This is a genomic window from Thalassobacillus devorans (assembly GCF_011761345.1).
Taxonomy (GTDB): Bacteria; Bacillota; Bacilli; order Bacillales; family Halobacillaceae; genus Thalassobacillus; species Thalassobacillus devorans.
This window is the reverse complement of sequence record NZ_JAASRY010000001.1, coordinates 659026-679933: the sequence shown is the minus strand read 5'-3', so window position 1 is coordinate 679933 and position 20908 is coordinate 659026. Positions and strand designations below refer to the sequence as shown.

Annotated in this window: 25 protein-coding genes and 1 riboswitch; of the genes, 7 read left to right on the top strand and 18 right to left on the bottom strand. The window is 46.0% G+C overall.

The genetic code is table 11. The annotated features are described in order from the left end of the window. Positions 1–132: 132 nt before the first annotated feature. Positions 133–312 carry a hypothetical protein gene (locus FHS45_RS03375; protein ID WP_062445365.1) on the top strand — a complete coding sequence of 60 codons (180 nt, stop codon included), beginning with the start codon at positions 133–135 and terminating at the stop codon, positions 310–312. Positions 313–378: 66 nt separating this feature from the next. On the opposite strand, the gene FHS45_RS03370 is transcribed toward FHS45_RS03375, so the two are convergent. Next, positions 379–1449 (bottom strand): branched-chain amino acid aminotransferase, encoded by a 1071-nt coding sequence (locus FHS45_RS03370; RefSeq protein ID WP_062445363.1) that lies wholly within the window; start codon positions 1447–1449, stop codon positions 379–381. 201 nt (positions 1450–1650) lie between these two features. After that, positions 1651–1944: a hypothetical protein gene (locus FHS45_RS03365; protein WP_062445361.1), complete on the bottom strand. Its 294-nt coding sequence runs from the start codon at positions 1942–1944 to the stop codon at positions 1651–1653. Between the two features lie 54 nt (positions 1945–1998). On the opposite strand from FHS45_RS03365, the gene FHS45_RS03360 reads away from it, so the two are divergent. Then, positions 1999–3063, top strand: a complete 1065-nt coding sequence (locus tag FHS45_RS03360) for a DmpA family aminopeptidase (protein ID WP_062445359.1) — start codon at positions 1999–2001, stop codon at positions 3061–3063. A 90-nt stretch (positions 3064–3153) separates the two neighbouring features. On the opposite strand, the gene yidC is transcribed toward FHS45_RS03360, so the two are convergent. From yidC to FHS45_RS03320, 9 genes are all read right to left on the bottom strand, one after another. After that, on the bottom strand, positions 3154–3606 hold the full coding sequence (gene yidC / locus FHS45_RS20430) for a membrane protein insertase YidC (RefSeq protein ID WP_308789072.1): 453 nt from the start codon (positions 3604–3606) through the stop codon (positions 3154–3156). Then, positions 3603–3899, bottom strand: a complete 297-nt coding sequence (locus FHS45_RS20425) for a YidC/Oxa1 family membrane protein insertase (protein WP_308789071.1) — start codon at positions 3897–3899, stop codon at positions 3603–3605. Before FHS45_RS20425 ends, yidC begins: the two co-directional genes overlap by 4 nt. Before the next feature lie 26 nt (positions 3900–3925). Then, complete coding sequence (locus tag FHS45_RS03350) at positions 3926–4216, bottom strand: hypothetical protein (protein WP_062445356.1); 291 nt, start codon at positions 4214–4216, stop codon at positions 3926–3928. A gap of 211 nt (positions 4217–4427) precedes the next feature. After that, entirely contained in the window at positions 4428–4949 is a 522-nt protein-coding gene (locus tag FHS45_RS03345; RefSeq protein ID WP_062445354.1) for a GrpB family protein, read from the bottom strand. A gap of 16 nt (positions 4950–4965) precedes the next feature. Then, entirely contained in the window at positions 4966–5826 is an 861-nt protein-coding gene (locus FHS45_RS03340) for a MurR/RpiR family transcriptional regulator (RefSeq protein WP_062445352.1), read from the bottom strand. 99 nt (positions 5827–5925) lie between these two features. Continuing rightward, a complete protein-coding gene (locus FHS45_RS03335) occupies positions 5926–7260 on the bottom strand; it encodes an aspartate aminotransferase family protein (RefSeq protein ID WP_229717810.1) in 1335 nt (444 codons plus the stop codon). Between the two features lie 332 nt (positions 7261–7592). After that, complete coding sequence (locus FHS45_RS03330) at positions 7593–9200, bottom strand: ABC transporter permease (protein ID WP_062445349.1); 1608 nt, start codon at positions 9198–9200, stop codon at positions 7593–7595. After that, a complete protein-coding gene (locus FHS45_RS03325) occupies positions 9200–10087 on the bottom strand; it encodes an ABC transporter ATP-binding protein (protein WP_062445347.1) in 888 nt (295 codons plus the stop codon). The genes FHS45_RS03330 and FHS45_RS03325 overlap by 1 nt, the downstream gene beginning before the upstream one ends. 13 nt (positions 10088–10100) lie before the next feature. Next, positions 10101–10715, bottom strand: a complete 615-nt coding sequence (locus tag FHS45_RS03320; RefSeq protein ID WP_062445344.1) for a TetR/AcrR family transcriptional regulator — start codon at positions 10713–10715, stop codon at positions 10101–10103. Between the two features lie 278 nt (positions 10716–10993). On the opposite strand from FHS45_RS03320, the gene FHS45_RS03315 reads away from it, so the two are divergent. Beyond that, complete coding sequence (locus FHS45_RS03315; protein ID WP_062445341.1) at positions 10994–12883, top strand: LTA synthase family protein; 1890 nt, start codon at positions 10994–10996, stop codon at positions 12881–12883. Positions 12884–12889: 6 nt separating this feature from the next. On the opposite strand, the gene FHS45_RS20305 is transcribed toward FHS45_RS03315, so the two are convergent. Beyond that, complete coding sequence (locus FHS45_RS20305; RefSeq protein WP_258953976.1) at positions 12890–13021, bottom strand: hypothetical protein; 132 nt, start codon at positions 13019–13021, stop codon at positions 12890–12892. A 165-nt stretch (positions 13022–13186) separates the two neighbouring features. Here FHS45_RS20305 and FHS45_RS03310 point away from each other — a divergent pair, with 165 nt between their 5' ends. Beyond that, positions 13187–13612 carry a VOC family protein gene (locus FHS45_RS03310; RefSeq protein WP_062445338.1) on the top strand — a complete coding sequence of 142 codons (426 nt, stop codon included), beginning with the start codon at positions 13187–13189 and terminating at the stop codon, positions 13610–13612. Between the two features lie 70 nt (positions 13613–13682). Here FHS45_RS03310 and FHS45_RS03305 read toward each other — a convergent pair whose 3' ends face one another. Together FHS45_RS03305 and FHS45_RS03300 are read right to left on the bottom strand one after the other, a co-directional pair. Beyond that, positions 13683–13985 carry a hypothetical protein gene (locus FHS45_RS03305; protein ID WP_166761353.1) on the bottom strand — a complete coding sequence of 101 codons (303 nt, stop codon included), beginning with the start codon at positions 13983–13985 and terminating at the stop codon, positions 13683–13685. A 189-nt stretch (positions 13986–14174) separates the two neighbouring features. Next, the gene (locus tag FHS45_RS03300) at positions 14175–14828 is read right to left on the bottom strand and encodes a ribonuclease H family protein (RefSeq protein WP_062445332.1); all 654 of its coding nucleotides are present in this window, start codon (positions 14826–14828) and stop codon (positions 14175–14177) included. 161 nt (positions 14829–14989) lie between these two features. Here FHS45_RS03300 and guaC point away from each other — a divergent pair, with 161 nt between their 5' ends. Continuing rightward, positions 14990–15973, top strand: coding sequence for a GMP reductase (gene guaC, locus FHS45_RS03295; protein ID WP_062445330.1), 984 nt, complete (start codon positions 14990–14992; stop codon positions 15971–15973). Positions 15974–16060: 87 nt separating this feature from the next. Here the strand turns inward: guaC and FHS45_RS03290 are convergent, their stop codons facing one another. Further along, positions 16061–16669, bottom strand: coding sequence for a metallophosphoesterase family protein (locus FHS45_RS03290; RefSeq protein WP_229717809.1), 609 nt, complete (start codon positions 16667–16669; stop codon positions 16061–16063). A gap of 226 nt (positions 16670–16895) precedes the next feature. On the opposite strand from FHS45_RS03290, the gene FHS45_RS03285 reads away from it, so the two are divergent. Together FHS45_RS03285 and ymzB are read left to right on the top strand one after the other, a co-directional pair. Continuing rightward, positions 16896–17114, top strand: a complete 219-nt coding sequence (locus FHS45_RS03285; protein WP_062445325.1) for a hypothetical protein — start codon at positions 16896–16898, stop codon at positions 17112–17114. A 217-nt stretch (positions 17115–17331) separates the two neighbouring features. Continuing rightward, positions 17332–17694, top strand: coding sequence for a protein YmzB (ymzB, locus tag FHS45_RS03280; RefSeq protein WP_062445323.1), 363 nt, complete (start codon positions 17332–17334; stop codon positions 17692–17694). Between the two features lie 40 nt (positions 17695–17734). Here ymzB and serC read toward each other — a convergent pair whose 3' ends face one another. The 3 genes from serC to FHS45_RS03265 all read right to left on the bottom strand — a co-directional run bounded on the left by serC (position 17735) and on the right by FHS45_RS03265 (position 20898). Further along, positions 17735–18817 (bottom strand): 3-phosphoserine/phosphohydroxythreonine transaminase, encoded by a 1083-nt coding sequence (gene serC, locus FHS45_RS03275; RefSeq protein WP_062445321.1) that lies wholly within the window; start codon positions 18815–18817, stop codon positions 17735–17737. Positions 18818–18943: 126 nt separating this feature from the next. Then, positions 18944–19024, bottom strand: a riboswitch (glycine riboswitch). Positions 19025–19378: 354 nt separating this feature from the next. Then, on the bottom strand, positions 19379–20416 hold the full coding sequence (locus tag FHS45_RS03270; protein ID WP_082412030.1) for a DUF2332 domain-containing protein: 1038 nt from the start codon (positions 20414–20416) through the stop codon (positions 19379–19381). Positions 20417–20433: 17 nt separating this feature from the next. After that, complete coding sequence (locus tag FHS45_RS03265) at positions 20434–20898, bottom strand: hypothetical protein (RefSeq protein ID WP_062445315.1); 465 nt, start codon at positions 20896–20898, stop codon at positions 20434–20436. Between the last annotated feature and the right edge of the window lie 10 nt (positions 20899–20908).

Sequence of the window (20908 nt, the reverse complement as noted above, 5' to 3'; positions counted from 1 at the left end):
TGTCAAATTTTTAATAGGTTTCCTGAAAAGTGGGGGAGATTATCTCACAGGAATGAGGAAGCCTTGTAAGAACTGCTTTAATCTTAGATTAAGCAGAGGCCTGATGATTACAAACAAGGAGGTATGAAAAACATGAAAAGAACTGATATCATGGGAAGAAATGAGCTTCGTGATGGTGTGGAGAAAGTTAAGAAGTATTATATCGACAGCCTCCTGGAGGCGGGGATATTCTATGAGCATGATTCGGACCCGGCTTCCCTCCCTTTAAGTGAACTGGAAAATATGTTTCGAATGCTCGGTTCGCTTAAATAGCTAAAGACTGGAGCTGGAAATAAGAAAAATCCTCCTGCCCAAAATGGGTAGGAGGATTTTTTTCGGTTATTTGACTTCGACTGTCCAGCCTTGGGTATCTTCGAGCTTCCCTGTCTGTACGCCGGTAATCGTGTCATACAATTTCTGGGATAGTTCACCGATTTCATGGTTGTTGATCACCATTTCTTTTCCGAGCCAGTTCAACTCGCCGACCGGTGAAATGACGGCAGCTGTCCCTGTCCCAAACGCTTCTTCCAGTTTTCCTTCTTCGTAATACTGGTAAAGTTCTTCTATGGAGATTCGGCGTTCCGTAACCGTTATGCCCCATTTTTCCAGCAGTTCGATGACAGACATCCGGGTAATCCCCTGCAAGATGCTCCCGCTTAATGCCGGCGTTACGACCTCGCCATCAATCTTGAAAAAGATATTCATACTGCCGACTTCCTCAATATAACGCTTCTCGACGCCATCAAGCCAAAGCACATCCGCTTTTCCTTCTTTATACGCCTGCTTCTGGGCCTGGTAGGCAGCAGAATAGTTCCCGGCTGTTTTCGCCATTCCCGTACCACCTTTGACCGCACGTGTGAACTTGTCTTCGACGCGGATTTTCACGGGTGTCAGCCCGCCTGAAAAGTAAGAGCCGACAGGAGACAGGATAACCATCAGCTTATACGTTTTCGAAGGTGCAACCGATAGATTCGGCTCCGTTCCGATAATGAACGGACGAATATATAAAGAAGTACCAGGTGTGTCCGGTACCCAGTCTTTTTCCAGGCTGATCAACTCTTCCAAATACTTCATCACTTTTTCTTCATCAATTGCAGGAATGCTCAAACGATCACTGGATCGGTTCAGACGCTCCAGGTTCTTTTCGGGACGGAATAATAGTACGCGGTCACCAGAACGATAAGCTTTCAATCCTTCGAATACGGTCTGACCATAATGAAAAATCATCGCTGCCGGATCAAGCGTCAACGGCTCGTACGGTACGATACGTGGTTCATACCAGCCTTTCTCTTCATGATAATCCATCACAAACATGTGGTCGGTGAAGGTTCGGCCGAATGGGATCTGATCGGTGTTCGGCTTAGGCTGCTTATGCTTACTTTCTACGATTACAAGTTCCTCTGTTTTCATCTTCATGACTCCTTATTTGATTAGATTCTTCAGTTAGTTTGGATTTGAAAAACTTGGCTTGTCGCCAATTACTTATGACGAAAGCACCCGATAAAAAAGTACCTCCAGCTGCAAGTGGAGGTTTTTAGATTATTATCCATTGTACGCCTAATAGCTGACAATTTAAAGCTTTACTGGGATAAAAGATGAAAAAATTCTGAATCAAGTGAAAATAGGTGCAAAATACCGAGCAAACCTTATGCCAAGTGGAATGGATAACCACATAAGGATGACAGCCACTACAAAAAGATAAATCGAATTTTTCCACAAATGCATGGCTCCTAACAGAGCACCGAAACCCCATATCACAGCAATAAGGAAAAACTCCGGCGCCACAAAGGTCTTGTCGGTATAATTTTCCCCAATAGCTCCACCAGCGAGAAAGGTGGAAATCATAAACACAACTATACCGCTGATCACGGCATTGATAATAGTGGCTGTTTTCTTCATAACCATCAGCCCTCTCCTTTCATGGTACAATGAAACTCACATTTTAACTTCGAAAGCTTGGTGATAGATTTGAAACGGATTGCAGATTATGGTGTAAAAATCGGAAAAATGAAACCAGGGAAACGCAATACGATTACCGATGTCGAAGGGGTGACAGTCGGCCACGTCACGTTGAGTGATCGTGACATCCAAACCGGCGTAACCGCTATCCTCCCCCATCAGGGAAATATTTTTAAAGAAAAATTGATCGCATCCAGCCACGTGATTAACGGGTTCGGCAAAACGATTGGAACCATCCAGGTGAATGAGCTCGGGACCCTCGAGACACCGATTGTACTGACCAATACCGCAAGTGTCGGTACAGCGGCCGATGCATTAATTGCAGCTACGATGGAACAGAACCCGGAAATCGGACGGACGACCGGTACAGTAAATCCCGTCATCGGCGAATGCAACGATATGTTTTTGAATGACGTCCGTGCCCAGGCCGTTCAAAAAGCACAGGTTTTAGAAGCACTCGCGAATACCGCTTCAGATTTTCAAGAAGGCGCTGTCGGTGCCGGGCGGGGCATGCTTTGTTATTCGCTCAAAGGCGGGATTGGTTCAGCGTCGCGACAAATGGAGTTCAATCATGGGGTATATACGATGGGGGTACTCGTGTTATCAAATTTTGGCATGTTAAGTGATCTGAGGGTGAATGGAAAGCCTGCCGGCCACGAGTTGAAGCAGGCGCTTCTTGATTCCTGGGAGGAAAAGGACAAAGGTTCGGTAATGGTGATTGTCGCAACCGACTTGCCGGTATCGGAGCGGCAGCTAAACCGGATTCTCAAACGTTCGGTTACCGGGCTCTCCCGGACAGGGGCGACGATTGGTCATGGCAGTGGTGATATCGTCCTTGGCTTTTCAACTGCTGTAAAAATCCCGCACGACAAGCCAGCTCAGCCGCTAACCATCCCGACGATTCATGAAGAAGACATCGATACAGCCTTCCGGGCGATTGGGGAAGCGACGGAAGAAGCGGTTTTGAACTCGCTGGTGACCGCAGAACATGTCGTTGGCCGAGATGGGAATGAGCGGCCAGCCTTCAAAGATTTACTTACCGAATTCGGGATTGAGTTGACATAATTATTTTACGGAAACTTACAAACTTTTGTCAGCCGTATTCATGCTTGTGATAGAAAGGCACGTTACCGTAGCAACGTGCCTTTTTTGCAATCAACTTTTCGATAATAATTTACTTATCAGCAAGGACTGTCCTGTCAGGAAAAGTCCTCCGATTGTCCAATATAACGGGATAGCAGCAGGCATACTGAAGGAAATGATCAGAATCATAAGCGGGGATATCAGCCCCATCCAGCGTACCATCGGGTTATTATTTGTCGGATCAACCGGCATTAACTTTTGCTGCACGCGGAACTGTACAAAGTAAATAGCACCGGCGATCAAGGCGAGTGGAATATCCGCCGCTCCTAAATTGAACCAGAGAAACGAGTGGGTCGCAATCTCATGAGAACTTTTAATAGCATAATAGAATCCCATCAGGATCGGCATCTGGATGAACAATGGCAGACAGCCAGTGGCCAGCGGGTTTACCCCGTGCTTTTTATATAGCGCCATCATATCCTGCTGTAATTCCATCTGTTTCTCCCGTTCATCCGTTTTCTTCATCTTTGCCTTAATTTTTCCATTTCCGGCTGCATCACGGACATTTTTTCTTTCATATCCCGCTGGTTTTTATATTGTTTCACCATGAAAGGCAGCAGCAAAAGACGAATTAATAACGTAATTAAGATGATGGCCATACCATAACTCCCAGCAAAAATCGAGGCAGTTGTTTCAATCAAAAAAGTGAATGGGTCGACAAACACATGGGTTAAGAACCCATCCCCTGCCTGGCCGTTCCCGGCACAACCACTCAATAACACTAGCACGATACTTCCTAAGAAAAATAAACGTTTCACTCTTTTCCTCCTCACAAATTTAAAATCTATGGAGTGTGAGGAGGGCAATGGTCATCGTTATCGTCATCTGGAGCGTCTTTTCGCTTCATAAACCTTGTTATGAAAAAGACTTGCGTCTGCTTGGGCAGTACAGCTGCGGCTAGCTGCCCTTTGCTAAAGGTCCGCTCCACTGCCGCTTCTGAATGTAAAAGCTCGCTTGTGAAGGCCGGACTTTCCAAAAACTGGACGGCTAACAAAATGGAAGACGGGACCAGCACCGCTAAAAATAACAGATAGATATTAAAGTTTAATGGCAAATCAAATAAAAACTCGAACATGCTGCTCCCTCCTTCCCATTTGGTCGATACTACTATGTACGAGACAGTTTAAAAAAAGTTTCAACTTTTTTGTCTGGGGGTTCTTCCCTAACTCGGAAGACTTCTGTCCTAACGATGGAATGTTCTGACTTAACGAGCTAAGGTTCTGCCCTAACTCTGTAAACTTCTGACTTAACGCCGCCACCTTCTGACCTAAGGCGATTACCATCGTCTATTGACGCAAATTGGTATACCAGGTGACTGCTTTTTGTTCCAGCTCCGTGACGAAATGATGCTTTCCTTCGATATAAGCTTGCATATCGTGCGGGAATTGACGGGCCAGGTTCTGTTTCAGCGTACCATATGCTTTTGCCGCATCGGAATGCTCCCGTAAATAGTCACGAAACGCCAAGTGACGGATAGCGGCCGGACTCCCTTCCTCGAAAATATGGACATGATGGGTACGCTCATCTCCACCTTTTCTGAAATAGCGGCGTCCCGGAATACCAAATTCCCCTTTTGCTTCATATCCAAGCGTTTCCATTGCTTCCTTACATGGATCGACTGCTTCCATTTCTTTCACTACCGGCATGATGTCGATGATCGGTTTTGCCGGAAGCCCGGGGACCGACGTGCTGCCGATGTGATGGATAGCCACCAGGTTATCTCCCAATACAGCTTTTATCTGGTCGGCTTCTTCCCTAAAGCAGTCCACCCAGCGGGCATCATATGCTACCACCTCTACTTTTCTCAACGATCAGCTACCTCCCTCACTGGTTCTTCCTTTTTTCAAACACATCAAAATGATCCCATATTCCTTCTAATACGTCGAGCCGTTCGTGGATATCGGTCTGCTTCTCTTTTCCGACAAATGTAATCAGGGCATTGATCAGGCTGAGCGGAGCAACGAACGAATCGATGAAGCTCGGCATCTGGCTCGATGCCGCCAACGGAATATCCGCATGGGGCACGAGTGGCGACAACAGGTTGTCGGTAATCGCAATCGTCCGGGCGTTCTTTTCTTTGGCGTAAGTAAACATCTGGATCGTACTTTTTGTATAACGAGAAAAACTGATACCCAGAACGACATCCTGCTCCCCAAGGTCATACAATTTTTCCGACGAATCCTCAACCGAGCGGATCAGTGCCGTGTTTTCCAGAATGATACCGAGATAATAATTCAGAAATACGCCAAGCGAGGCAGCACTGCGGTTGGCGATGATATAAATTTTTCTTGCCTTTAACAAAGATTCGACCGCCTGATGGAACGCCTGTTCATCCAGTTTTTCCATCGTCGCCTGGATGTTCGAGATATCATCCTGAAACACCTCATAGACACCCGATGATTCCCGGTCATACACTTCTTCTGAAATTCTCAACCGCTCGGTTGTCGTCAACTGCTGCTGGACGGAGCTTTGCATATATTGCTGCATCTCTGCATACCCGCTGTACCCGAGTGCTGTTGCAAACCGGACAACCGTGGCATCCCCGACACCTGCCATTTTAGCTAATTTACCGACGGTTAAAAATGGGGCCGTCGTCTGGTTCTCTAATATGTAGGTCGCAATCCTTACGTGGGATTTGCTCATATCCCCAATTTCAGCTGCGATGCGCTGGTAAACATTCTCCATCGTCACACCCACCTTTCTTCCTTAAGATTAAACGCTTCATCCGGCTTCTGCAAGGTCAAAAAGGCGGACCAATAGCATGACTGGTCCGCCCTGGTTCTCTTATTTATTTAAGACGCGACGAATCGCCTCGCCGTGAGCGGTGACAGTTTGCTCAATGTCTTCATCACTGTGCACCGTCGACATCGAATACCGGTTCATCGGCTTTGTATAAATGCCGAGCTTCAATAGTTCATAATCGATTTCTTTTCGGAGGTTGGCATCATGATGCTCCATATCGCGGTAATTAAGAATTCTTTCATCCGTCAAAATGATATTGAAAATACTACTCGCACCGACAGTCTGCATCGTCAGCCCGTGTTTTTGATAAACAGCTTCCAGCTTTTCACGGAGCTTTCTTGTTTTAGTGAACAGATCATCCATCGTACCTGTCTGCTCCAGCACATTAATGGTTGCAAGGCCGGCAGCAAGTACGGTCGGATGTCCGTTGTACGTGCCACTATGAAAGACGGACTGCTTCTTATTGGTATTATCAGCACCGGCCGTCAGGATGTCTCGGCTGTCATCAACAGCGGTCGTCATCATAAACTCCCGCTTCCCGCCGATTGCACCCACAGGAAAACCGCCGCCTAATACTTTTCCAAGTGCCGTCAAATCCGGTTCAATGCCGTACATTTCCTGGGCACCTCCAAGGCCGACTCTGAATCCGGTTTTCACTTCATCGAAAATCAGGACAATGCCGAGTTCTTCGGTGAGTTTACGGATACCGTCCATGAATTCCTTTTCCGCCGGGATGAACCCGCCCTGGACCGGCTCCATAATCAGACCGGAAATTTCATTCGCATGTTTTCGCAAAAGCCGTTCCACGCTTTCCAAATCATTGAAGGGAAGCATAATGGTATTCTCTACATAATACTCAGGGATGCCACTGGATTCCGGCACAGCTTGCGGAGCTTCTTCTCCACCTGCCTGCTCAAGGTCAGGGTTCACACTAAGAAGCACCTGGTCGTAGCCGCCATGATAATGGCCTTCAAACTTGGCCAGCTTCGTTTTTCCAGTATAAGCCATTGCCGTGCTAATCGCGAGCAGCGTCGCCTCCAAGCCGGAGTTCGTGTAACGCACCATATCGATGCCCGGGTACAAGTCGATCAGTTTTTCCGCCATGGTAATTTCCAGCTTATGGGGCGTACCGAATATCGTCGTGCCGTCTGTCTCCATCTGGTTCATGACTGCCTGCTGCACGTGTTCGTGCCCATGCCCATGGATTAATGCTCCATACGAAAGCAGGTAATCAATATATTCATTGCCATCCACGTCGTAGATTTTACTCCCTTTCGCTTTTTCCATCACCAAAGGATGGGGCGCAATATGCTTGATATGGGCAGTGACGCCGCCAGGAATCACTTTCCCCGCTTTTTCGAAAAGCTCTGCAGACATCTTTGTGTTTTCCGAGATCAGCCCTTTACTGTCTGTAGTAATTGTAAACATCTCCTTTTTGAAATATATTTTTCATTTGTTGATATATTATGAAATGTATGTACCAAAGTCAACGGAAATGCTATTACATTTTTATTACAGAAAAAACCTCTGGCTTTGGGAAGGCCAGAGGCAGTCGTATTGTCTCTTATACGCTTGTCAGTTCTCTCTTTTTTTAAAATTTGTCTCTCTTATCGAAAAAATTGTCTCTCAAAATCTCGAATTTGTCTATCTTATCAACAGGAACGGCGCTCATCGTTAGTACTTTGTCTCTCATACAGTAAGATTTTCTCTTATCCGCCCTGGATATCGCGCTTCCGATATCCTGCAAACCCAGCTACAAGCACTACCGCCGCAATACCAGTCAGCACACTCATTCCAAGCCAGCTCACTTCTTCGACCGGAAGTTCCGGAATATGGCCGAACGGGCTCAGTTTGGTGACCCACTCGTCAAATTGGAATAATCCTCCCATATAGACGACAATGAATGAGTAGACGAGGTACAGCCAGGCTATGACAGAAAAACGTGGCGCCCAGCCAATCAGTAAAACTGCCAGTGCAAGCATCACCCACATGGCGGGAAGATAGGCCATCGCTGATTCATAAAATCTTCCAAGCGAAATACCATCTTCCATGACAGCATTCCCGGCTACTCCGAGACCAAGCGCGGCAAGCGACAGCATAATCCAGCCGCCAACCAGCGCAAGCGCCAGATAGCTTCCCATTAATCGCGGTCGGGAAATTGCCCGCTCCAATAAGTGAGCGGCCCTCCCTTTGCCCTCTTCCCCTTTCAGCTTCAAAATGAACAACAGGGCCGGAATCGTGCTGATCATGGCGAGTACAGCCATCAGCATCGACAGGAACTGTTCGGTCAAAGAAACACCGGAAACCGGAGTAAGCAGCTGCTGCATCATTTCATTGTCGGCAAAAAACGACTCCAAATCGCCAAGAACCGAGCCGTACGACGCGCCAAGCACGAACATTGCGATTGCCCAGGAAATGATTCCGGTTCGCTGGAGGCGGATTGCTAATCCAATCGGGTGAACCAGCAGACGGGATGCTTGCTTTTTCCCTGCTTTTGACGGTAAAAATCCTGCCTCCATGTCGCGGATGGCATTTAAATAAAACGCCAAAACAGCAAGTATTACCGCCGCTGCCAAGGTTACGGCAACCGGCCACCAGAGATTATTGACATAAGTTTCTGTGCGGACGATCCAGCCGAATGGGGAAGCGAGCGCCAATGCTTCGCTGGACACATCTCCAATTGCGCGAATCATATAGGCGATCAACAGGACAGCCATTCCCAGCCCGATTGTTCCTCTTCCACTTTCCGACAGCTGGGCAAACACGGCGGTCAGGGCAGCGAAAAAGATTCCCGTTACTCCGAGGGCCGCTCCATATAAAAGTGAGCCCTCTATGTCAATGCTTTCTACGTTAAAAGCTACAAGCCCTCCGGCAATGAGCAGGGCCAGCACGAGGTTCGCCCCTGTATATACCACGAGTGTCGAAGCAAGACTGGATAGCCTTCCGGCCGGGAGCGCCCGGACGAGTTCCAATCGGCCGTCCTCCTCTTCTCCCCGCGTATGCCGGGCAACGAGCAGGATGTTCATGACCCCCACGACGACCGCTGTCAAGAGCAGCATCTGGTGGGCAAGCATCGCGCCGACCGTATAATTGTCGAGACCATAGCCAGGACCGACCATGGCAATCATTGCCGGATTTTCCATCGTTTCTGCCATCGCCTGCCGTTCTGTTTCGGAGGAATACAAGGTCGAAAAAGCACTCACGACAAGCAAAGTGGACACAAGAAAAGCAGCCATCCAAATGACAAGTCGTACCCGGTCCTGTCTCGCGATGTGCCGGGCAAGAACGCCTGTGTTGGCATATAACCGCTTGTGCATCAGCCTTCCACTCCTTCATAATGGCGCATGAACAAGTCCTCCAGTGTCGGTGGTGTACTTTCAATTTTCACGATTCCGAACCCGCTGACGTATCGCATTACATCATCGAGCTTTTCCGTATCCACTTGAAAAACGAGCGCCCCGTCTTTTTCCTCGAGATGATGGACACCAGACTGCTCTCCCAGATCGGGAACAGGCTGTTTCGTTTGTAACAACAGCTGTGTCCGTGTCAAATGGCGCAGGTCAGCAAGAGATCCCGATTCGATGATCCGCCCATCCCGAATGATCGCCACCCGGTCACAAAGACGTTCGACCTCGGATAAAATATGACTTGAGAGCAATACACTTTTCCCTTCCTCTTTAGCTTCCATCACACATTCCTGGAAGACACGTTCCATCAATGGGTCGAGGCCGGATGTTGGTTCATCCAGAATATACAAATCAGCCTCCGAGGAAAAGGCAGCTACCAACGCCACTTTTTGCCGGTTCCCTTTGGAATAGGTACGGCATTTTTTCGCAGGATCCAATTGAAACCGGCGAATCAATTCCTCCCGGCGTGCAGACCGCTTGCCGCCCCGCAGCTTCACAAACAGATCAATGACTTCTCCGCCGGTAAGGTTCGGCCACAAGTTCACATCCCCAGGCACATAAGCAATTCGTTTGTGCAATTCCACAGCGTCACTCCAGGCGTCTTTCCCAAAAATAGTCGCCTCGCCAGCAGTCGCCTTCAACATGCCAAGCAGGACTCGGAGTGTCGTCGATTTACCGGCACCATTCGGTCCGATAAAACCGAACACTTCCCCTTCCTTTACTTCGATATCGACTCCGTCCAGCGCCTTTACCTTGCCGAAATGCTTTTTCAGGTTTTTCGTTTCCAATACACTCATCCTGACCCCTCCCTTACGAATAAAAACTTTTCCGTAAAACGTCTAAGTACTCATCAAATTCCTTCCAATACGGATCAAAGTCTAATGTGGCAAAATTCGCCCCATAGAGCCGCTGCTTCATTTCATTCTGATAGCCTTCTATGGCCCAGCGAATCAGGCGGAACGCTTTTTCCACATCGACATCGTCCCGGAACAGGGAATAGTCGATATTCTCATACATGATTTTGTTCCCCATTTCCTGAAGCTGTTCCATCCGAGGCTTCAACCTGTCAGGAATCGACTCCTGATCGAGCATGAATGTCCCGCTGAACCGGAACAAGTCCGGATGATCCAGGAACGCCTTCATTTTTACTCGCGCGGCATGTTTGAAACGCTCGATAAAATCCCGCTCGCCAGGATCGATCCGCTGTAAATAATCTTCCATAATGACATCGAGTGTGTATTCGATGAGATATTCATAGAGACCCTGCTTGTTTTTAAAATAATAGAAAAGCATTCCTTTGCCGATTCCGGCTTCTTTGACTATGACATTGGTCGACGCCTGCTCAAAACCTTTCTCAGCAAACTCGCGGAATGCCGCATTCAAAATGTTTCTTCGCTTATTATCGTCTAAATTGATGAATTTCATTGCGATTTTTTTGCCCCTCCTTATCACCAATATATAAATCTCGCGTTAATTTTAGACCACCCCGGTCGACTTAATTGTACTTCTTTTCGACCATACTGGTCAACTTAATTTTTCCATTAAAAGTGTAAAGGAAAAATTAATAAGATTAATTCTATGTAAAGGAGGGTATACCACTTGCAGAGATTTAAAATAACCACGATTGTGTTTACTTATGGGTGAAAATTTGTTAAATTGAACTATTATGTGAGTGATGAAACATAAACAGGAGGTTCACCACGATGAAAGATTACAAGAGTCTATTGAAAAAGGGCTGGCTATTCTTCCTAGTAGCTGTCCTGTTCCTATGGGGTAAAACCTATTATGCTTTGAAAACAGCTTTTAACTTAGATATTGAAAATAGTACACAGCAATTCATTCTCGGAATTGCACCAATCAGTTCGATTTTATTTTTCCTGGGATTGTCCCTATTGATCCCAAGAAGATTCCGGAATAAAGCGTTCATGACGATTTATGTACTGATGACATTCGTGCTTTTCGCCAATGTTGTCTATTTCCGTTTTTTCAGCGACTTCATTACACTGCCGGTGCTTATGCAGTATAAAAACTTCGCTGAACTAGGAGGCAGTGCCCAGGCATTGATTCATCCGATGGATATCGTTTACTGGATCGATGTGGCCATTCTGATTACCTGGCTCGTCTCGAGGAAAGTTAAACCGTCGATACGGTTCAAAAAGCGTACCGTTGCGATGCTGTATGCCGCAGTCATTGGTATTGCAGCTGTGAATCTGAACCTGGCAAATCAGGAACGCCCGGAGCTCTTAACCCGGACATTCGACCGAATGAAACTAGTAAAATTGCTGGGAATCTATAACTATCACATCTATGATAGTGTCGTTACCGCCAACGCATCATCCAAGAGAGTGTTTGCGGACAGTGATGAATTGACAGAAGTACTAAACTACGTCAATGGCCAGCAAGGGAAAATGGGAGTACAAGGGGAATATTTCGGTAAGGCTAAAGGTAAAAACGTTGTGCTGATTTCCCTGGAGTCCACGCAGAATTTTGTGATTGACTATAAAGTGAATGGCCAGGAAGTCACACCGTTCCTTAACGACCTGAAAGAGGATAGTTACTATTTCTCTAACTTCTATCACAATACAGGTCAGGGGAAAACCTCCGACTCGGAGTTCCTGTTAGATAATTCCATGTATGGCATGTCACGGGGAGCCGTTTTTACAACGAATGCCAACAATGAATACAACGCTACCCCGGAAATTATCAAAGAGGAAGGCTATACGCCGGTGTCGTTCCATGGGAACAATGATTCATTCTGGAATCGGGATATCATGTATAAATCGCTCGGATACGACCACTTTTTCTCTAAGAGCGAATATGATGTAAACGAAGAAAACTCCGTTAACTATGGCTTAAAGGACATTCCTTTCTTTGAACAGTCGATGCCAATGATCAAAGATCTGGACAAGCCATATTATGCGAAGTTCATCACGCTGACGCACCATTATCCATTCATTTTGAATAAAGATGAAGATGTGATGATTGATCCTGCCGAAACCGGTGATGGCACGGTAGACCGCTACTTCCAAACCATGCGTTATCAGGATGAAGCGGTGAAAAAGTTCATGGAAATGATGAAGGAACAAGGCGAATATGAAGATACCATTTTCATTATGTATGGCGACCACTACGGTATTTCTGATAACCATAACCGTGCCATGGGCGACCTGATGGACAAAGAAATCCGCACATTTGAAGAAGCGCAGTTCCAGGAGGTCCCATTAATTATTCACATTCCAGGTGAGGAAGGTAAAGAAATGAAGACCGTTGGAAGTCAGGTCGACTTGAAACCGACGATCCTCAACCTGCTCGGTATTGAATCAGGCAACGACGTTCAGTTCGGTGTCGATTTGTTCGCGAAAGATCGCGAGGATATAGCGATCTTCCGTGACGGCACAGTCGTTACTGACAAATATGTCTATGCTGCCAAGGATGGTACCTGCTATGACAAAGAAACCGAAGAGGAAATCGATGGCGAAGCCTGTGCTCCGCTAAAAGAACAAGCAGAAAAAGAGCTGGAGTATTCCGATAAAGTCGTCCACGGCGACCTGCTTCGTTTCCTGGATCAGAACCAGGACATTGAAGAAAAATAATTGCATTTAAATCCAATAAGAAGAAGCACCGCCTGCATGTTCAGGTGGTGCTTCTTTTGTCTCTTTTAGGTTGGGGATTGTCTCTCTTACGTCTATATACTTCTCATATTTTTTTGATATTGTCTCTCTTTTTTTCAAATTTGTCTCTCTTAATCAAAAAGTTGTCTCTCTTCTATCATCTATAGGCTCGTATCCGGCATTTTTTTCTCTCATATCCTCAAATTCTAATAGTTTATTAGTCATAGTTATGGTATGATGAGAACAAACATTCGCCATTCACTTATGGCATAAGGAGGGCTTTATATGATTACAGGTGTCAACCCTTACATCGTCACCAATGGAAATGGACAGGAAGCTGTGAAATTTTATCAGGAAGCACTGGAGGCGGAACTTCTCGGCATACAGACATTTGATGATATGCCGGATAATCCGGATTATCCATTGCCACCGGAAGCGAAAGATCGCGTGTTACATGCCCATCTGAAAGTCGGGTCCAATGACATCATGCTGTCTGACACCTTCCCTGGCCAGCCTCACGAGCTTGGCAATCAGGTTACAGTTGTCGTTTCCGTTTCGGATACACATCATGCCCATACTATTTTTGAAAAGCTGCAGGAAGGTGGAAAAGTGGACATGAACCTGCAGGAAACCTTCTGGAGCCCTGCTTACGGACAGGTCACAGACAAGTTCGGCATTTCGTGGCAAATTTCCACCAACGCTGCCGAATAACCAAAAAACCCCCGGGCCTCATTCAGGTCCCGGGGTTACTCCTTTCCCCTCGTTTCATTTCTCCAGGAAATCACGCTTCAGCATTTTTTCGAGACAGCGCCACTGTAATTGACGTAAACAAATAGCCTAATAGCAATAAACCGGTATAAATAAAGGAATATCCGCTCGGTACAATCAACAGAGACACCAATTCCACGAAGGTCAAGTCAGCAAAAACTCCTAATCCTGCTCCGGTTGCACCTTGTTCCAAACCAGCAAACCCGCCTTCGCGGAAGAAAAAAAACGCAGCGTTAGCAAGCAGATATCCGAACAGACCGATCAGAAATAGTCGACGTTTAGAAAGTTTATATCCAATTCCAAAGATTATTCCCAATAACAAAAAGATCGTAGGATAAAAAAGCATCAACGTCTCGATGGCCCCCACATCTATCACCCCGTTATTTGAAATTCATTTAATTACAATTATTTCAAATAATGGCACTATTCTCAAGATAATTTTCCATTTTCAGGTTAAAAACTTTACAAAACAACAGCAAAAAGGCTGCCTGTTTTAGCAGCCTCATTATAATTCGATGGTGCTGGTGATCTCGATTTCCTCCAATGCCTGCGTGGCCAGGCGGTCCGCTTCTCTGTTCCGTTTTCGGGATATGACCTGGTACTCCGGAGTAATGCCTAGCTGCTTGAATTTATCTTCAATTCGATCCGCCCATTTGGACAATTCATCTTCCAGACACGGCCATTCCCCATTCAACTGATTGATGACGACCTGGGAATCACCGACGATTTTCACATCGATATGATGGACGCCGAGAAAATCCAGTTCCTGCAACGCCAGATGGAGTGCCGCATACTCCGCTTCGTTGTTCGTTTGCAGTTCTTCGACAAGGGCATTTTTTCTGAGGCGATAGGACTTGCCATCCTGCTCATAATAAATTGCGCACCCGAGCCCCGATTTTTTTGTTTTCAAATCAAAGCCACCATCAAAATAGACGGTAATGTTATGCGGTTCTGTTTCAATTCCTTTCATGAATGCCTTTAATTCTTTCAAGCTCCACGTGTGATCCTTGGGATCGATGAATGTAAAGCTTCTGGCCCGGCCGGTCTTTTCTAAATCTTCGGCAATCAAAATCGCCTGGCCTGCCGGCATTTCTTCAGACGTAAACGAACTTGTTGTCCCCTTCGGTGTTTTATAAGTAAATTCAATCCGGACTTTCATCTGCCAACCCACCTTTTCCCTGTTAGTTTATTTATGACCCTATTGATAAGTCATTAAACCATAATAAGTTTTGACAATTTCTAAATAATGGTGTAAATTACCCAATGTACGAACAATTAATATTTCAAAAATAAAATCATTCGCTTTTAGGAGTGTTAACCATGGAAAATGTATTTGATTACGAAGATATACAATTAATTCCCGCAAAATGTGTCGTTAAAAGTCGCTCAGAATGCGATACGACTGTCCAGCTCGGGGGATATACATTCAAGCTCCCGGTCGTGCCAGCCAATATGCAGACCATCATCGATGAAAATATCGCTGCCACACTTGCTGAAAATGGCTACTTTTATATCATGCACCGCTTTCAGCCAGAAAAACGTCTGACTTTTGTCCGGGAGATGCAGGAAAAAGGATTGGTCGCTTCCATCAGTGTCGGTGTCAAACCCGAAGAATACGATTTCGTCCGCCAGCTATCCGAAGAAGGCATTACTCCGGAATTCATCACAATTGATATCGCCCACGGTCACTCCAATGCAGTCATCGAAATGATCCAGCATATTAAAGAGCATTTGCCACAAAGCTTTGTCATCGCCGGAAATGTAGGAACACCGGAAGCAGTCAGGGAACTGGAACATGCCGGGGCGGACGCTACCAAGGTAGGCATCGGCCCAGGTAAAGTATGTATTACCAAAATAAAAACCGGCTTCGGAACAGGCGGCTGGCAATTGGCAGCATTAAGATGGTGCGCAAAGGCCGCAAGCAAGCCAATCATCGCAGACGGCGGTATCCGCACTCATGGTGATGTAGCAAAATCCATCCGCTTCGGTGCGTCGATGGTCATGATCGGCTCCCTTTTTGCAGGGCATGAAGAGTCTCCGGGAGAAACATACGAACAAGATGGCAAGCTTTATAAAGAATACTTCGGCTCTGCGTCTGAATTCCAAAAAGGTGAAAAGAAAAACGTCGAAGGCAAAAAAATGTACGTTGAGCATAAAGGCTCCTTGAGAGATACCTTGCTCGAAATGGAGCAGGACCTTCAGTCCGCCATTTCCTATGCAGGGGGAACCAGCCTTGACGCCATCAAACATGTCGACTATGTTGTCGTAAAAAATTCGATTTTTAACGGAGACAAAGTTTATTAGAAAAATCGCCTAGTACTTGTGTCGAAAACCTTAGTTTTTTAAAAACTTTCTTGATCTATAAAAAGAGCGGGGATTTCCCCGCTCTTTTTATACCGTATATACTTCGTGACTTGGCAGCTCGAGCACCGTCAGCTTGCCTCCATAGGCAGCTCCTGTGTCAATATCAATCTGGTCTTCGTAATAAGCAATCTCCCGGACTGGCGTATGCCCGTGGATGACTGTTTTGCCAAGACCGACTTTTTCCTCGTGCCGCGTCCATAACAATGTATCCTCGTCCTGTTGTTCCAGCGGAGTCTCCGGTTCAAGTCCGGCATGGACAAATATATAATCGTCCGTCTCGTAATAAAGGTGAAGATTCTCTTCCAGCCACTGTTGATCTTCTTTGACCTCCTCCATCCTTCCTTTATACGATTGGATAGTAGTAGCTGCGCCGTTCATTTTCCAAAGCTCCATTGCTTCCTGATCCTCTTTGGACCGAATGAACATATCATCATGGTTGCCTTTGATCGCCACCGCTCTGTCATCTTCCACCAGTCGTTTCACTTTTTCTATCACTCGCTTCGATGAAGGCCCGCGGTCAATATAATCTCCAAGCAGGATCAACTGATCTACCTGCGGATCATATTCCGCCTTGTCCAGCACCTGATCGAGCTTATCAGCTTCCCCATGTATATCGGAAACTACAAGATATCGCAACGCTGTTTCCTCCTTGTTTGTCAACTTGCAGCCGTTTACTGAATCTCCCATATAGCACTATTTCCTATTTCGGGTGATTGAAACCTCCTGTCGCCCTGTCATATGGCCGGGGTATACATAGGCTTGCATGCATGTTATACTGGTTTAATACTTGGATAGGGAGCTTTAATCTAGGGCCAAGTTGAGAGGGGTTTCGCATCAACTTGGATTAGAAAGGGGTACAATCATGCAAATTAAAGTAATGTGGATTAATTTTCACAAAGCAAGCGAACTCGACCGCCCCGAACTATTCCAACGAATGGATGAAATCAAACTGGAAAATGATCGAAAAGAGAAAAAGACAATAGAAGAAGCAGCGAAAGACAAGCTTTCCGAACAATTCAATATACCAGCTAAAGAAATCCAAATCATTGAGTACAAAGCAACCGATGAAATAACAAATTGATATTCTGATATATAACGAAAGAGACGGCGATGCGCCGTCTCTTTTTTTTATGGCCTTCAAAGTTGCTGTAGTCAGCTTTCCAAAGCCAAGCCGGCTTTAACGTCATACTCCTTGCATACCCAGCACCTTCCTGCCTTAAAACACCTTTTTTTACGTTTGGCACTAAGAAGGTATCTTTAAAGACTTACGGGAAATGATAAAAACCGGAGGGATGAATATGCCAGAAAGAATGTTGACGATTGAAGAATTCAATGAACTGTTGAAACATTGGAACGGAGAACAAATAAAAATATCAAAGCATGAGCTAGAGGACGTCGATACAACATTTTTACAACTAGATTCGGTCTCGTATCGTACCAAAACAAGAAGGATGGACGAGTATCAGCCGATGCATACCTTATCGTTGAATGGACAGGGAGAGATCACACTGGAGGCCGGCGGTTCCCAGCCATTGCCGGATGCTTCCTACGAAATCCCCCTTGAAGACACCACTTTGTATCGCTATGATGACGGAACGACCTTCACATTGGTTACGGAACGCGGCACCTATACCATCGAAATCATGGGGAATAACACGTAAAAAAGAGGTCTCTTCTATAATGGGAGAGACCTCTTTGGTGTTATTGATTGCTGTCTTCAAAATTCTGCATGAATGCTACAAGGGATTGGACACCTTCTTTTGGCATCGCATTATATATGCTCGCACGCATCCCGCCAACCGAACGGTGCCCTTTCAACGTTTCCAGCCCTTGCTCTTTTGCCTGGCTTATAAAATCCACATCCAAATCAGCCGACGGACTGACAAACGGAATATTCATGATGGAACGACTGTCTTTTTCAACCGGTGACGAGAACAGTCTGGATGCTTCGATTTGGTTGTATAACAGCGCCGCTTTCTCGCGGTTAATCTTTTCCATTTCAGCGATGCCGCCGAGTTCCTTCAGCCACTCGAACACAAGCTTAGCCATGTAGATAGCGAACGTCGGAGGCGTATTGTATAAGGAGCCTTTGTCACTGTGTGTTTTGTAATCGAGCATGACCGGGCAGGATTTGGACGCTTTGCCGATTAAGTCTTCCCGTACGATAACTACGGTCAGGCCGGCCGGACCGATATTTTTCTGGGCCCCGGCATAAATCACGCCTAACTTCGACACATCCATTCGCTCTGACAAAATATTCGATGACATATCAGCAACCAGTGGCACATCGCCCGTGTCCGGAATCTCATGGAACGCCGTCCCTTCAATCGTGTTGTTGGTCGTAATATGAACATAATCCGCTTCCGGATCGATCATGCTTTTCTCGATTTTAGGAATATAAGTAAAATTGGCATCCTCAGAGGAAGCGATCACCCGAACGTCACCATACTTTTCCGCTTCTTTGATCGCCTTCTTCGACCAGGAGCCCGTGTTGACGTAGTCCGCTTTTCCTTTTTCACCGAAAAGATTAAGCGGCACGGAAGCAAACTGCTGGGAAGCGCCTCCCTGTACGAACAACACCTTATAGTTATCCGGGATTTCCATCAGCTCACGCAGGTGCTGCTCCGCTTCCTCGATGATTTCTGTGAACAATGCGGAGCGATGACTGAGCTCCATCACCGACATGCCAGACTCCTTATAGTTGGTCAACTCGCTTTGTGCCTTTTCCAAAACAGGCAGCGGCAGCATCGACGGCCCTGCAGAAAAATTATAAATACGATTCATTTCGACTGACCCCTCACTTCCTATGTAGTGGGTTGATCGCCTGTTATCAGGCGAGACCCTTTGATACGTTAAACTATAAAAAAGAGAGACCGGGGTACACCCAATCTCATCGTTTTCAAAGGTTTATGTAACCCTTCTGTCCTTTTGCCTGAGATTATGAACCCTTCGGCGCTGCACGGTTTGTGCATTCTCTCCAGAAGCCGCTCCTGCCATAGTCAAACCCATGGCATTCATCGCTTTTTCTATTATTATTTTTTCAGAAAAATCAGTGATATGCCTGGATTATATAGCATAGCCTCCCGGTTAGCAATAGGGGGAAATCTGGAACCTGCTAATGATAGCGTTTACTTCCTTGCTATCAAAGGATTCATTTTTATTGAAAAAATTAGTGGCGCGCCGGACCTTATACCAGACAGTTTTCAGGCTTTCTGGACAGCTCAGACGCATACTAGACAAACTCAGAAATTTACTGGACAATTTCGGAATAGTACTAGACAGATTTGAAAATAAACTAGACAGAATCAAGAATTAACCAGACGATTATTTCATTTACTAGACAAGTCACGCCAGGCAGCTAGTGTTGTTCAAATGCCAATCGAACCAACGACCGTGACCATCCGTCTCCCCCACTGTTTCAGCAAAGCTTTTCCCGTTGATAAAATAATCGAGATGGAGCTTCCTGTCCTCGATATTATTATAGATGTGGAACACATCTCGTTCCCGCCCGATGGCGGTGACTTTCTGCAGTAGCTCCTCTTTCACCTCTCTAGACATTTGATTGGCAACATGGGTGTGAAAAATACAAAGCGTGCTGGCTGACGTGGCATTGGCTGCAAGTTCCTCCAGCAACAATACGCCGTCTCCTTCGACCAGTGAAGGAGGATTTTCACGGAATTGACTCACCGCCTTCTCAAAATTCTCCCGCCTCTCCTTATGTTCCGGCCATATCAGCGCCTTCAGCCACAACGTCTCCTCGCCGTCTGTAAGGTCACTGACATGGAGGTCCACACCAGTACGGGAAGCTACTGGAGGAGCTGCAGAAAGCAGACCCGGCATGCTCCCCTGCCTAACTTGGGAAGATAACTGGAGCACAGAAGATTTATTTCCATATATAAGATTATCACCATAAGTATAACCGTATTGATCCCAGAGTAATTGGAGGCCGGCGCTTGTACCTATTTCAATTAGCGACAAGGGGTTCTTTGTTTTCTTATGTATATAACAAAAAACAGGATAGAGATAAGCACAACGCCTGACTTCATTCGTCTGTACGAGCTTTTTCCCTATCAATTCCATAATCAACCGTCTATGGGTGCGACAAAAGTTTAAAAAATGGGGAAACACTTTGTCCGGAGCTTCCGCCTTTTCCGTAAGGCTTGGATAATACTTTCGCAGCTCGTGCTGCTCTCCTGATAACAGGAGATAATGCACCGCGCCAAACAGGAGATTAGGAATGGGCTGTCCTTCCCTGGCATGGGAGCTTAGTTCCAATAGTTCCTCATTATCAGCTACTTTTAATGCCAACTGCTCATATAATGGACTGGATCCTTTGCATTCCAACTCCGAAAAATCAATAAAGTTACCAGCTAAGTGCTTCACACTACTGGCCTCCTTTTTTATTCAAACGTTTCTGCTGTATCAATCAACTCTTCATCTTCGAGCGCCTCTGCATCTTCATTCGCAGCTGATTTCAATTGGTAATGGACGCCATTCTTTTCCCAAAGCAACATGCGGCTGCCTTGCGCATTTTCGTAAAAGAAGCCCTTTTGACCATCACCGAACTCGACTTGCTCAAACAAGTTGCTGCCTGGTGATTCCATTTTCGCGTTGATCACTTCCAATTCCATCAACTGACCCTCAGTGCCCTGGAAGTTAGCAACAAAAATCGGCTGTTCCGGTGCAAAGCTTTCCACTTCGAGATTGTCTACTTCCATTGGGACTTTAGCCGGTAGCTCATAATCAAAATCGACAGCTCCTAGTTCATTAGTGATTTTATCCTTATCATAAGCCTGCATATCATTCCTTGCCGAACAAGCTGCAGTCACTAGGACGATCATTAAAATTAAGGCGATTTTTTTCATGTTGACTTTC

Bases quoted from the DNA above. Each gene is read 5' to 3' on its own strand.
- FHS45_RS03315 (WP_062445341.1), top strand. From the start codon at position 10,994: ATGAAAGATTACAAGAGTCTATTGAAAAAGGGCTGGCTATTCTTCCTA.
- FHS45_RS03330 (WP_062445349.1), bottom strand. From the start codon at position 9,200: ATGCACAAGCGGTTATATGCCAACACAGGCGTTCTTGCCCGGCACATC.
- FHS45_RS03310 (WP_062445338.1), top strand. From the start codon at position 13,187: ATGATTACAGGTGTCAACCCTTACATCGTCACCAATGGAAATGGACAG.
- FHS45_RS03375 (WP_062445365.1), top strand. From the start codon at position 133: ATGAAAAGAACTGATATCATGGGAAGAAATGAGCTTCGTGATGGTGTG.
- FHS45_RS03325 (WP_062445347.1), bottom strand. From the start codon at position 10,087: ATGAGTGTATTGGAAACGAAAAACCTGAAAAAGCATTTCGGCAAGGTA.
- FHS45_RS03370 (WP_062445363.1), bottom strand. From the start codon at position 1,449: ATGAAAACAGAGGAACTTGTAATCGTAGAAAGTAAGCATAAGCAGCCT.
- FHS45_RS03365 (WP_062445361.1), bottom strand. From the start codon at position 1,944: ATGGTTATGAAGAAAACAGCCACTATTATCAATGCCGTGATCAGCGGT.
- FHS45_RS03300 (WP_062445332.1), bottom strand. From the start codon at position 14,828: ATGAAAGTCCGGATTGAATTTACTTATAAAACACCGAAGGGGACAACA.
- FHS45_RS03350 (WP_062445356.1), bottom strand. From the start codon at position 4,216: ATGTTCGAGTTTTTATTTGATTTGCCATTAAACTTTAATATCTATCTG.
- yidC (WP_308789072.1), bottom strand. From the start codon at position 3,606: ATGAAGAAAACGGATGAACGGGAGAAACAGATGGAATTACAGCAGGAT.
- FHS45_RS03285 (WP_062445325.1), top strand. From the start codon at position 16,896: ATGCAAATTAAAGTAATGTGGATTAATTTTCACAAAGCAAGCGAACTC.
- ymzB (WP_062445323.1), top strand. From the start codon at position 17,332: ATGCCAGAAAGAATGTTGACGATTGAAGAATTCAATGAACTGTTGAAA.
- FHS45_RS03320 (WP_062445344.1), bottom strand. From the start codon at position 10,715: ATGAAATTCATCAATTTAGACGATAATAAGCGAAGAAACATTTTGAAT.
- FHS45_RS03265 (WP_062445315.1), bottom strand. From the start codon at position 20,898: ATGAAAAAAATCGCCTTAATTTTAATGATCGTCCTAGTGACTGCAGCT.
- FHS45_RS03335 (WP_229717810.1), bottom strand. From the start codon at position 7,260: ATGTCTGCAGAGCTTTTCGAAAAAGCGGGGAAAGTGATTCCTGGCGGC.
- serC (WP_062445321.1), bottom strand. From the start codon at position 18,817: ATGAATCGTATTTATAATTTTTCTGCAGGGCCGTCGATGCTGCCGCTG.
- FHS45_RS03340 (WP_062445352.1), bottom strand. From the start codon at position 5,826: ATGGAGAATGTTTACCAGCGCATCGCAGCTGAAATTGGGGATATGAGC.
- guaC (WP_062445330.1), top strand. From the start codon at position 14,990: ATGGAAAATGTATTTGATTACGAAGATATACAATTAATTCCCGCAAAA.